An 11758-nucleotide genomic window follows, 5' to 3' on the forward strand; every position below is an offset into this window, starting at 1 on the left:
CCCTTCCTGTACCTAGGCGCAAGGAAGGGGCCTTCATGTACTCCCGGCGGCGCACCGCCAGCGACCCCCTCCCCGCAACCCCCAGCCCTCCGCGATCCCGCGTGAAGGCCCCCTTCCCTCGGCTGAGCCGAGGGAAGGGGTCCTTCACGCGCAAAGCGAACGTGGGGTGCGTGGTGCTTTGGTCTAGTGAGAATGGGGGGCTTTGGTACTGGCCAGGGGGCCAAAGGGCGCGCAGAGTGGTCGGCGTGAGCATCGCCTTCCTGATCACCACGCTGGTCGTGGTCGCCACGCCCGGCACCGGCGTGGTCTACACCCTGTCCGCCGGGCTGACCCGCGGGAAACGCGCGAGCGTACTCGCCGCGACCGCCTGCACGCTCGGCATCATCCCGCATATGGTCGCCGCGATCACCGGCCTCGCGGCGCTGCTGCACGCGAGCGCGGTGGCCTTCGAAATCATCAAGTACCTCGGCGTGGCCTACCTTCTCTACATGGCGTGGGCGACGTTGAGGGACCGGGACGCGATCGTCGTCGATGGCGATACCGAGCCCAAGCCGGCGCTGCGGACGATCACCTCCGGCGTGCTGATCAACGTCCTGAACCCGAAGCTGACGCTGTTCTTCTTCGCGTTCCTGCCCCAGTTCGTCCCGGCGGGCGAGCCCGGCTCCCTTCCGCGGATGCTGTTGCTGAGCGGGGTGTTCATGCTGGCGACGTTCGTGGTGTTCAGCGTGTACGGCGTCCTCGCCGCCGGTGTGCGCCACCACGTCATCTCCCGGCCACGCGTACTCGCCTGGATGCGGCGGATCTTCGCCGGTTCCTTCGCCGCGCTCGGCGCCAAACTCGCCTTCACCACCCAGTAGACAGGTTTCGCATGCGACTCCAGCACAGTCCCGAGGTCCGCGCCGGGCATCCCGCCCTCGCCGTCGGGACGCTCACGGCCACCGGGATCACCACCGCACTGCCGGTCGACATCGACAAGTTCCTCGCGCGGGCGTCGCGACGGCTCGCGGACGGGCCGGAATCGGAGTTCCCCGAAATCCAGGCCTGGCGCCGGGCGTTCGGCAAGATGGGGCTGAAGCCGACGCAGTACCGCTGCGCGTCGGAGTCCCTGCTGCGCCGGCTGCGGAAAGAGGGCACGCTGCCCCGGATCCACCCGGTGATCGACCTCTGCAACGCGGTCTCGGTCGCGTACGCCATCCCGGTCGCGGTCCTCGACGTCGCGAAGATCGGCGGCTCGCTCGAAGTCCGTCACGCCCGGGGAGACGAGAAGTACGTGACCTTCGCGGGCACCGTGGAGCAGCCGAACCCGGGCGAAGTGATCTTCGCCGACGAGGACGGTCAGGCCCATGCCCGTCGGTGGACGAACCGGCAGAGCGGGCATTCGGCGGTCTCCGCCACGACGTCCGACGTGCTGATCGTTTCGGAAGGCCTGCACGCGACGGCGGCCGAAGACGTCCGGCTGCTGATCGAGGCCATCGCGGGCGAACTGACGGCGGCGGGTGTGCCGCTCACGAGGCCTTGAGTGCCTTCTCCAGCCCGGCCCGGGTCATCTTCGACCGTCCCTTGATGTCCCGCTCCCGTGCCAGCTTCTCCAGATCCGCCTTCGACAACGACGACAGGTCCTTCTTCTTCGAGGACTTGACGCTCTGCGAAAGCGCCTCCAGCAGGTCGACGACCTTCGTCGGCTCACCCGGCTCGGTACCGGGCGTGATGGTCTCGCCCTTCTTCTTGGCCTTGATCAGCTCCCGCACCCGATCGGTGTAGGTGTCCCGGTACTCCTCGGGCCGCCAGTCGTCGCTCATCGCGTCGATCAGGTCGACCGCCATGGCGAGTTCCTTCTTGCCGCGTGCCTTGTCCGGCAGATCCGGCAACTGTTCGGCGGGGTCGCGGAGATCGGCGGCGAAACGCAGGGTGTCGAGCACCATGACCCCGTCCCCCGAACGGACCAGCGCCAGATACTCGCGTCCACGCATGACGAACTTCGCGACCCCGGCCCGGCCGGACGAGCGCATCGCTTCGAGCAGCAGGGCATACGGACGCCGAAATTCCTCTTTCGACGGCGCCAGCCAATAGGTCTTGTCGAAGAACACCGGGTCGACGCCGTCCAGTTCGACGAAGCTCTCGATGTCGAGTGACTTCGACCGGCCCGGGGCGATCTCGTCGAGTTCCTCGGGTTCGACGAGCACGTACTCGCCGCTGTCGAACTCGTAGCCCTTGACGATGTCGTCGTAGTCCACTTCCTTGCCGGTGCGCTCGTTCACCCGCCGGTACCGGATGCGGTCCTCGGTCCCGCGCTGGAACTGGCGGAAGTGCACCGTGTGGTCCTCGACAGCGCTGTACAACCGGACCGGCACCGTCACCAGACCGAGTGAAAGGGAACCGCTCCAGACCGGGCGCATGGGCACACTCCTCTCGTCCACCGCCGGGTACCCCGGATCACGGCCGATCACACCGGACCACCCGGCGGACGGGCGCGAGCACCGGTTCGGTCAGCCGGTGGGTGACGCCGCGGGCCCGGAACGACCACGACGGCATCCGGCCCGCCAGGCTGACGGCCCAGTCCAGCACCATCCGGGTGACGAGCACGATCAGGAACAGCGTGAGCAGGACGCCCAGCAGAGTGCCGAGAGCATTCATGACGGCACACTCCTCTTTACCCCAGTGTGCCGCGCGTTTCTGAGAGGAAGCTGTCCGGCGAGGGTGCTCCCAGGGCGGTTGACCACCCCCAGATCGAAGGCCAACCGCCGTGGAGCCCCTTCACGCGGCCTCGGCGCGCTGCCCCGTCGCGCCGAACCCGCCCAGCCGATGCCTCCAGCTTTCCAAGGCCCTGCATCGGAATTACATCGGCTCGCCACCGGCGGCCGTCCGCGCAGTTCAAGGGGTTACGGGAGTAGAATCAGACCGGTTCCAAGGCAGGCACCGGGCCATCGGCTAGGCCGAATGCCGGGCGGCGTTCCCCCATGCCGACCTGGCTGGCGGCCGAAACGGCGGTTAGGGTGCTGATCACCGGGCGAGCGGACTGGGAGGTAGTGCTTGAGCACACCCCAAGGTCTCGGACGACATAGTCGCATATGACCGTCGATCCTTTACCTGAAACGGCGGGATCGCCGCGAACCGGCGGTGATCCGACGAGTACCGGTCAGCTCAGTTTCTCCGTCCTCGGCTCGCTCGAAGCCGAGGTCGACGGTGTCCCCGTCCGGCTCGGCGGACGCCGTGAACAACGTCTGCTCGCCTCCCTGCTGATCAACGCGGGCAGGCTCGTCCCGGCGTCCTACCTGATCGGCACGATGTGGCCGGAGAGTCCGCCGAAGACCGCCGTGCGCCAGGTCAGCAACGCGATCGCCCGGCTGCGGCACGACCTGGGTGTGGCGCGATCGGCCGTCATCACCACCGGTTCGGCGTACCGCATCGCCACCAGCAGCGCCTCCCTCGACTCGGCCCGCTTCGAAGCGGACTACCGCCATGGCGCGGAACTCCTGGCGGCCGGGCTGATCTCGCAGGCGGCCGGCAAGCTCGCGGACGCGCTCGCGCTCTGGCGCGGCCCTGCCTTCGACGGCCTCGACGGTGACGCCATCGAGCAGACCGCGCGACGGCTCGACGAAGAACGCCTCGCCGCCTGCGAGCTCCTCATCGGTGCCCGGCTCCGGCTCGGGGAGACCGACGCGGCGGTCCGCGAGGCCTTCGACCTCGCCTCCCGGCATCCCACTCGCGAGACCCTGCAGTGCCTGACCATGCTCGCGCTCTACCGGGCGGGCCGTGGCGCCGACGCGCTCCGTGCGTTCGACCGGACAAGGACCGCGCTGGCCGAGGAGCTCGGCGTCGACCCGAGTGCCGAACTGACCGCGCTCCACCAGCAGATCCTGCGCACGGACGCCGAACTGATGGAGGACAGCTCCCTCGTCCGCTACGGCGTGGGCGGGCTACGGGCCGGGCTGGACACCGGCGGACGGCGCGACGAGGCGGAGGCGCGGAAGGCCCTTTTCCCCCGTCCCGCGCAACTGCCCGCGGACCTCCCCGCGTTCGGTGGCCGGGCCGCGGAACTGGCGACGGTCCTCGAAATCGGCCGGCGCGGCCAAGCGGCGGGCCCGAGGCTGGTCGCGATCGACGGTATGCCCGGCGTCGGCAAGACCGCGCTGGCCGTCCACGCCGCGCACCGGCTCGCGCCGCTGTTCCCCGACGGACAGCTCTTCGTCAACCTCGAAGGGTTCTCCCCGGCCGGTGATCCCGTCGATCCGGCCACCGCGCTGGAGGGCCTGCTGCGGTCGCTCGGCATCCAGGGTTCGGACGTCCCCGCGGGCACCGGGGAGCGGGCGGCGTTGTTCCGCAGCTGCCTCGACGGCAAACGCATCCTCCTGGTGCTGGACAACGCCATCAGCGCGACACAGGTGTGCCCGCTGCTGCCCGGTTCGGCGAGCTGTGGCGTGCTGATCACCAGCCGGACCCGGCTGGTCGACCTCGACGGCGCGGAGCTGCTCTCCCTCGAACCGTTCAGCCGGGCGGACGCGGTGGACCTGCTCGGCCGGATCGTCGGGCCGTCCCGGCTGAAGAAGGAGTCCCCCGACGCCGCGGACCTGGTCGCGAGCCTCTGCGGTGATCTCCCGCTCGCGCTGGCCGTCACGGCGAGCAGGCTGCGGGCGCGGGCGTCCTGGACACTCGACTTCGTCGCCAGGCAATTGCGCGACGAACGGAACCGGTTCGGCGAACTCACCGCCGGGGAACGTGACGTCGCCGGCGCTTTCCGAGTGTCCTATCTGAACCTGTCCGAAGCGGAACGCCGGGTGTTCCGGCGGTTGAGCCATCATCCCGGTGCCGCGTTCGATCTCTCTTCGACGGCGGCGATGGCGCAAGTGGACCTCGGCGAGGCCCGCCGCCTTGCCGAACGCCTGGTCGACGTGAATCTTCTGCGGCAACCGTCGATGGACCGGTACGAGATGCACGACCTCCTCCGCAGCTACGCCCGTGAACTGCTGCTCGCGGAGGAGCCGGAAGACCAGCGTGAAGCCATGATGCGGCGGCTGTTCGACTACTACCGCTGCACCGTCGCCGCCGCGATGGAATTCATCGATCCCGATTCCGACGACGAGCCCCGCGACGGCCTCGAGGTCCCCAAGAGCGAATTCGGGCAGTCGTTCGCCGACTACGACCAGGCCGCGCACTGGATGGACAACCAATGGCAGAACGTCCTGCCGGTCGCCGTCGCGATGAACCATTCCCAGCACTATTCGGACCTCGTGCTCTTCTGCTCGTCGGTCTGGCGCTACTTCGACAACCGCGGCCACTACCCGCAGGCAAGGGAAATCCACACGCTCGCCCTGTCGGCAGCCAGGGCCACCGGAAATCTGGCACTGGAGTACCAGGCCTTGCACAACTACGGCCTCACTCTGTGGCGGGCACAGGAGTACACCGAAGCGAACCGCCTGTTCACCGAGGTCTTCGAACTGGCGGCGACCGCGGGTGACGTCCGGATGCAGTGCCGGGCGAAGGGGAACTCCGCCCTCACCCACTGGCTCACCGGCGAGCCCGAAAAGGCGATCGAGCAGCTCAGCTGGGTTCGCGACACCGCACAGGCCACCGGGAACGCCCTGATCGAGGCACGCGCCCGGCACCGGATCGGCCTGATCCACACCGAGAAGGGCCGCCACTTCGAAGCGGCGGGTGAGCTCGACCGGGCACTACGGCTCGCCCACGAAAACGAATCGGCCGATCTCGAAGCCGAATGCTTCATCGCCCTCGGCATCACCTCGCGTTCGCTCGGTGACAACGCGCTCGCTATCACCCAATTCGGCACCGCGGCGGAAGTGCTGGAATCGACCGGTAATCGGAGCCTGCAGCCACTCGCCCACCAGGAAATGGCGACCACTCTCGACATTATCGGTGAGCGATCGAAAGCGGAACGTCATCACCGGCTTGCTTTGCGGCTGTACACGGATCTCGGCATTTCGGACTCGCCGGAGGTCCGCGAACTCAGACAGCGCCTGAACGATCACTCGGCGTAATTCGTTGTTCGGTTCCGGTACTCTGATGGCGTAGGTATATTCACTTGACCGGAGTAACTGATCACGTAGAGGATCGGCGCTATGGAAGACGAAGACGAATTCCTGACCGAGATCGAGGCTGAGTACCGAGTACTGCAACCGTGGGGCCCGTTCGATCCACCACCGGGCAGCACACCGCCTTTCCGCCCGCGACGCTGAATGACCGGGCGGATTCGGAAAGTATTCATACGACTGGGGACTGGGGCGCAAGACATTCCATGCTGGTAAGGGTTTCCTCTTGTGGAACGCTTTACTGGTCCGAAGGTGAGCTGATCTGGGACGACCACCTCGGACATCGCCAGCTCAAACTCGCCGAAGGAACCGAACGGGTTCTGCGTTGGTTCGGTTCTTGGCGAGAACCGGAATCGGTGCGTGACGCGGACGAGGATCCCGGCACACGGGAAAGCCTCGTCCGCGTCACGCGGGCGATGATCCGGTACGAAGTGCTGGTGGTCAAAGATTCTTCCCGCCAGCGAAGGGAAGAAGAGATCCTTCGGGACTGGGGGCCGTGGGGAGCGTCCGCGAGGGCGTTCCACTTCGGCACCCGATCGCTACGGGAGACCGAGTTCACGACCAGCGAGACGACCGCGAAAACCTTGCTGGAGAAGGCGAAGGCCAGTCCTCCGCCATCTCCGGTGAGGCCATCGGGCGACTACGAGGCGATACCGCTGCCCGAACCGCCGGCCGAGTCACTGAACACGATCGGGCTCGGCGACGCACTGCACCGACGCCGGAGCGTCCGCGAGTTCGGCGAGGAACCCTTGCGGCTGCGTGCTTTGAGCACGCTGCTCACGGCGGCCCGGCCGACAAGGCCGGAGACACATCCCGACATCCCGGCCACTGGGAACGTCTTCAAGACGAGCCCGTCCGGCGGTGCGCGGCATCCCACCGAGGTGTACGTCTACGCGAGGAACGTCGAGGGCCTGGAGTGTGGGTTCTACCACTATGACGCGTTCCGGCACGGGCTCACCCCGCTGGGCGGCAAAATCGACGACGACGAACTGATCGCGCTCGCGGGTGATCAGGAGTGGACCGGGAACGCCGGCGCACTCCTGATCTACACCAGTGTCATCGAGCGGAACCAATGGAAGTACCCGGTGAGCCGGACGTACCGGATCCTGCTGATGGACGTCGGGCATCTCAGCCAGACCGTCTACCTGCTGGCGACGGCGCTCGGGCTGAACATCACCTTCACCGCGGCGCTGCGTGACGAGATGATCGAAGAACTCCTCGGCTGCGACCCGGCGAACGAACTGGTGCTCGGCATGTCGGTGCTCGGCACGGCACTGTCGTCCTCCGCGTGAAGACCCCTTCCCTCGGGTGAACTGAGGGAAGGGGCCTTCACGCGCTGTCGGTGCGACTTATACGTGGATCGAGGGTTCGGCGGCCGCCGGTGCGGCCTCCGCGCTCTCGTCCTCCTTGGGATTCCGGACCAGCAGGGAGACCAGGCCCGCCACGACGGCGACCCCGACGGCCACGCCGAACACCGTGTGCAGCCCTTGGATGAAGGTCTCGTGCGCGGCACGCGTGAGTGTCCCGACGACCTCCTGGACCTGGCCCGACGGCATTCCGGTCTGGCTCAGCTGCGTGGCGACCGCGTCCTGCGACGCGGGCCCGAAGCCCAGCTCGACCGACTTCCGGACCTCTTCGTTGTTCGCCAGCTGCTCGCCGACCGGCCCGCCGCCGCCCGCGAAGGCGCTACGGACGTTCGTCGCGAAGTTCGCCATCACCGAGGAGGCGAGCAGCGTGCCGAACACCGAGGTTCCGAGCACCCCGCCGAGCTGCGTCATCGACTGCTGGACACCGGAAGCGACACCGGCCTTGTCGACCGGGGCGTTCCCAAGGATCGCCTGCGTCGCGGCGACCATCATGAAGCCCATGCCGAACCCGCCGAGCACCAGCGAAGGCGCCAGCGTGAGCATGCCGGAATCGGTCTCCAGCAACAGGAGCACGGCCAGCGAGCCGGTGACGAAGACGGCACCGGTCACCAGCGCGCCACGGGGGCCGAGCTTGCCGGTCACCCAGCCGCCGACCGGCGACGAGATGGTGAACACCGCGGTCAGCGGAAGCAGGGCGATCCCCGCCGCGACACCGTTCTTGCCCTGCACACCCTGCAAGTAGAAGGTCAGGTAGAACAGGATCGCGTAGAACGCGAACATCACCACGACCATCAGCACGGTGCCGATCGACAGCGAACGGTCCCGGAACAGGCCGAGCGGGACCATCGGGTGCTTGCTCTTCAGCTCGATCACCAGGAAGACCCCGAGCAGGACCAGGCCCAGCCCCAAGAATCCCAGCGTATGCGTCGAGACCCAGCCCTTGACCTGCGCGTTGCTGATCGCCCATACGACGCTCACCATCGCCAGCGTGAGCGTGATCGCGCCGGGGACGTCCAGTGGCGCCGGTGTTCCCTGCGTAGACTCCTTGATGCACAGGAGACCGAGCAGCACGGCCAGCACACCGAAGGGCAGGTTGACGAAGAACACCCACGGCCAGCTCGCGACCTCGACCAGCACGCCGCCGAGGATCGGGCCGGCGGCCAGCGCCAGCGCGGTGAACGAGCTGAAGATGCCGATCGCCATCGCGAGCTTCTCCGCGGGGAACGCGGCACGGATGACCGCCAGCGCCGACGGGACCAGCAGCGCGCCGAAGATCGCCTGCAGCACCCGGCCGCCGACCAGCACCTCGATGGACCCCGCCATCCCGCAGACCGCCGAAGCGAGCGTGAACCCGCCGACGCCGAGCAGGAAGCCCTTCTTACGGCCGATCTTGTCGGCCAACGTCCCCATCGGGATCAGCAGGCCCGCCAGCACCAGCAGGTAGCCGGTGGTGACCCATTGGATCTCGTCGAGACCCGCTTTGAGGTCCGCGGCGATCGCCGGATTCGCGATCGCCACCACGGTCCCGTCGATCTGGACCACCATGATCCCGAACGCCACCGCGATCAGGCTCAGCCACGACCGCAGTGTCGTCTTGGTCGTCTCCCCCGGCCCGGCGGCAGGCGGATCGGCGGCGTTGTAGTCGAGTGCCGTATCACTCATGTCCGAGCTCCTTCCCAGTCAGATGCACAAATTTCCCAGTCACAAAAGAACGAACGAAAACCCCGGCATCGATCCCGGCTCCTTCCGGTCGGTCGTGCACTGTCCGGAGTGGACAGAGCGTGGTAAGGGTTTGCGGCCCCGGAAACCGTGGGGGTCGGCGATTCCCGGGGCCGCCGCGCGACCCGGTGAGCGCGACTGGGATCACTCATCAGCCGGGCCGAGTCAGTGCCCCGCATCGGTTTCAGATCCTCACCGGCAAGCGGACGAGGTGGTTTCCCTCGCCCGGCCAGTGCGCTTGTTCCAGCTCGTCGCGCCCCACCGCGAGCCGGAGGTCTTCGCGCTGGACGACGAGCCGATCCAGTGCGATGTCCGCCTGGAGTTTCGCCAACCCCGCGCCGAGGCAGTAGTGCGCGCCGTACCCGAACGCGACGTGGTTCTCGCCGCGCTTCGGCGCGCGGGAAAGGTCCAGCCGTTCGGGACAGCCGAATTCCCCCGGGTCGTGGTTGGCCGCCAGTATCGCGCTCGTCACGGATTCCCCGCGCTTCACCGGGCAACCGGCGAACTCGAGATCCTCCGTCGCGTACATCGAGGCTCCGATGGACACCGGCGAGATGACCCGGAGCAGTTCGTGGATCGCGCCGGAGAGCAATTCCGGCGCGGCCCGCAGCCGCACCAGTTCGGCCGGGTTGTCGAGCAGGGTGAGCACCGCGTTGGCGATGAAGTGCGCGGGTGGATGGTGCCCGGTGTTGATGAGCACGAAGACCAGCGAGATCATTTCCTTGTCGGTCGGGAGGTCCTCGTCCTCGCCGTCCCAGAGCAGCCCGGAGATCAGGTCCCCGGCCGGCTCCACCCGCCGCCGCTCGATGAGCTCCTTCGTGTAGCCCACCACTCCCTCGATACCGGCCTTGATACCGGCGGAATCGCCGTCGAAAGCGTACTGCCGGATCCACGCGCACATCCGCGGCTGATCCTCGGCGTCCACCCCGATCAGTTCGCAGATCGACGTACTCGCCAGCGGATAGCAGAAATCGTGCAGCAGATCCCCTTCGCCGTTTTCGATGAGCCGTTTGAGCAGATCGTCGGCGATCCGTTCGACGTCCGGGCGCAATTCCCGCACCCGGCGGGCCGTGAAGGTCCTGATCACTTTGCTTCGCAGCCGCGAATGGTCTTTCCCGTCCAGCAGTACGAGACTCGTCAGGTATTCGAGGTATTCGACGGGAAGGCCGTACGCCTCCACCATCCGCACCTCGATACCCGGCCCCTCCATGCCGGGGACCTTGCTCCGGTCGCGGACGAAACGGTGATCGTTATAGACCTTCTTCATGTCGTCGTAGCGGGTGAGCAGCCAGGTCGGTGTCTCGACGCCGGGCAGGGTGACGCTTACCAGCGGCGCTGTCTCACGCAATCCGGCGTACCCGCGGATCGGGTCGTTCACCAGCTCAGGGGTCAGGTCGACAGGTGGCCGCACCATGGTCGATTCTCCTTTTCACGCTGATCGGAAGGGGGACGGGCTCCCCGACCCGCGAGACCGGAATCACTGTGACAGGGCGCTCTTGACCGCGCCTTGGCCGCCGGTAACGCGGCCCTCTGCTCCACGGCGCCGCGCGGGCTGTCCCGTCGGCGAGACGCGCGTGAATTGTCACGGGAGCGTGTTAGCGTGAAAGGCGGGCGATTCCGCCCACCCTATTCTAACGCCGGAATTCGCGTGTTCCGGCTTCTTTTTCTCTCGACAAAGGGGAAATCGTGACGCAGACAATCGAGGACCGGGGACTGAGGACTTACAAGTCGGCGAAGACGAGGCATCTGCTGATGTGCCGCCCGACCTACTTCGACGTCACCTATTCGATCAACCCGTGGATGGACCCGGCAAAGGAAACGTCGGCGGACGTCGGGCTCGACCAGTGGAAGCGGCTGCACGATCTGTTCGTCGCGCTGGGCCACGAGGTCGAACTCGTCGAGCCGGTGCCGGGCCTGCCCGACATGGTCTTCTCCGCCAACGGCGCGATCGTGATCGACGGCAAGGTACTGGTGGCGAAGTTCCGGCACCGCCAACGAGCCGATGAGGCCGAGGCGTATGTCGACTGGTTCAGCTTCGGCGGCTGGGACGAGGTCTCCCAAGCGGAGTACGTCAACGAAGGCGAAGGCGACTTCCTCCTCGCCGGCGGCGAGATCCTGGCGGCCAGCGGCTTCCGCACCGACCCGCGTTCGCACGACGAGGTCCAAGAGTTCTTCGGGCGCCCCGTGCTGAGCCTGGAACTGGTCGACCCGCGGTTCTACCACCTCGACACCGCGCTGGCCGTGCTGAACCCCGGCGAAGTCATGTACTACCCGGGCGCGTTCTCGTTCGCGAGCCAGGCACTGCTGGCCGACCGCTTCCCGGACGCGATCCTCGCCCACGAAGCCGACGCCGAGGTGTTCGGCCTCAACGCACTCTCCGACGGCTTGCATGTCATGCTGCCGACGCACGCCGTCGGGCTGGCCGCGCACTTGCGGGAGCGCGGCTACCTGCCGATCGGGATCGAACTGGGCGAACTGCTGAAGGCCGGTGGCAGCGTGAAGTGCTGCACGCTGGAACTGCGCTCCTGACACTTTCGCAGGTGTCCCAAGGTGTCCCAGGTACAGGAAGGCCCCCTTCCTTGCGCTAGGCGCAAGGAAGGGGGCCTTCCTGTACTCCGGACCGGCGCC

General features: G+C 67.3%; 9 protein-coding genes. 5 read left to right on the plus strand and 4 right to left on the minus strand.

Going from position 1 to position 11758, the window contains the following annotated elements:
* Nucleotides 1-245: 245 nt before the first annotated feature.
* Together AB0M65_RS27445 and AB0M65_RS27450 are read left to right on the plus strand one after the other, a co-directional pair.
* A complete protein-coding gene (locus AB0M65_RS27445) occupies nt 246-857 on the plus strand; it encodes a LysE family translocator (protein ID WP_364033411.1) in 612 nt (203 codons plus the stop codon).
* A gap of 11 nt (nt 858-868) precedes the next feature.
* Nucleotides 869-1519 (plus strand): phenylalanine--tRNA ligase beta subunit-related protein, encoded by a 651-nt coding sequence (locus tag AB0M65_RS27450; protein ID WP_364033414.1) that lies wholly within the window; start codon nt 869-871, stop codon nt 1517-1519.
* Here AB0M65_RS27450 and AB0M65_RS27455 read toward each other — a convergent pair.
* Both AB0M65_RS27455 and AB0M65_RS27460 read right to left on the minus strand, forming a co-directional pair.
* A complete protein-coding gene (locus AB0M65_RS27455) occupies nt 1506-2396 on the minus strand; it encodes a Ku protein (protein ID WP_364033417.1) in 891 nt (296 codons plus the stop codon). The two genes, AB0M65_RS27450 and AB0M65_RS27455, sit on opposite strands and share 14 nt — an antisense overlap.
* Nucleotides 2397-2433: 37 nt before the next feature.
* On the minus strand, nt 2434-2634 hold the full coding sequence (locus tag AB0M65_RS27460) for a YggT family protein (RefSeq protein ID WP_364033420.1): 201 nt from the start codon (nt 2632-2634) through the stop codon (nt 2434-2436).
* A gap of 434 nt (nt 2635-3068) precedes the next feature.
* On the opposite strand from AB0M65_RS27460, the gene AB0M65_RS27465 reads away from it, so the two are divergent.
* Together AB0M65_RS27465 and AB0M65_RS27470 are read left to right on the plus strand one after the other, a co-directional pair.
* The gene (locus tag AB0M65_RS27465) at nt 3069-5993 is read left to right on the plus strand and encodes a BTAD domain-containing putative transcriptional regulator (protein ID WP_364033423.1); all 2925 of its coding nucleotides are present in this window, start codon (nt 3069-3071) and stop codon (nt 5991-5993) included.
* Nucleotides 5994-6250: 257 nt separating this feature from the next.
* Nucleotides 6251-7336 carry a SagB/ThcOx family dehydrogenase gene (locus AB0M65_RS27470; RefSeq protein WP_364033426.1) on the plus strand — a complete coding sequence of 362 codons (1086 nt, stop codon included), beginning with the start codon at nt 6251-6253 and terminating at the stop codon, nt 7334-7336.
* A 57-nt stretch (nt 7337-7393) separates the two neighbouring features.
* Here the strand turns inward: AB0M65_RS27470 and AB0M65_RS27475 are convergent, their stop codons facing one another.
* Together AB0M65_RS27475 and AB0M65_RS27480 are read right to left on the minus strand one after the other, a co-directional pair.
* The gene (locus AB0M65_RS27475; protein WP_364033429.1) at nt 7394-9073 is read right to left on the minus strand and encodes an MFS transporter; all 1680 of its coding nucleotides are present in this window, start codon (nt 9071-9073) and stop codon (nt 7394-7396) included.
* Nucleotides 9074-9314: 241 nt separating this feature from the next.
* A complete protein-coding gene (locus tag AB0M65_RS27480) occupies nt 9315-10544 on the minus strand; it encodes a cytochrome P450 (protein WP_364033432.1) in 1230 nt (409 codons plus the stop codon).
* A 272-nt stretch (nt 10545-10816) separates the two neighbouring features.
* Here AB0M65_RS27480 and ddaH point away from each other — a divergent pair, with 272 nt between their 5' ends.
* A complete protein-coding gene (gene ddaH, locus AB0M65_RS27485; RefSeq protein WP_364033435.1) occupies nt 10817-11659 on the plus strand; it encodes a dimethylargininase in 843 nt (280 codons plus the stop codon).
* The last annotated feature ends 99 nt before the right edge of the window (nt 11660-11758 follow it).

The sequence above is a fragment of the Amycolatopsis sp. NPDC051071 genome, assembly GCF_040682875.1.
GTDB lineage: Bacteria > Actinomycetota > Actinomycetes > Mycobacteriales > Pseudonocardiaceae > Amycolatopsis.

Bases quoted from the DNA above. Each gene is read 5' to 3' on its own strand.
- AB0M65_RS27480 (WP_364033432.1), bottom strand. From the start codon at position 10,544: ATGGTGCGGCCACCTGTCGACCTGACCCCTGAGCTGGTGAACGACCCG.
- AB0M65_RS27460 (WP_364033420.1), bottom strand. From the start codon at position 2,634: ATGAATGCTCTCGGCACTCTGCTGGGCGTCCTGCTCACGCTGTTCCTG.
- AB0M65_RS27475 (WP_364033429.1), bottom strand. From the start codon at position 9,073: ATGAGTGATACGGCACTCGACTACAACGCCGCCGATCCGCCTGCCGCC.
- AB0M65_RS27465 (WP_364033423.1), top strand. From the start codon at position 3,069: ATGACCGTCGATCCTTTACCTGAAACGGCGGGATCGCCGCGAACCGGC.
- AB0M65_RS27455 (WP_364033417.1), bottom strand. From the start codon at position 2,396: ATGCGCCCGGTCTGGAGCGGTTCCCTTTCACTCGGTCTGGTGACGGTG.
- AB0M65_RS27450 (WP_364033414.1), top strand. From the start codon at position 869: ATGCGACTCCAGCACAGTCCCGAGGTCCGCGCCGGGCATCCCGCCCTC.
- AB0M65_RS27470 (WP_364033426.1), top strand. From the start codon at position 6,251: ATGCTGGTAAGGGTTTCCTCTTGTGGAACGCTTTACTGGTCCGAAGGT.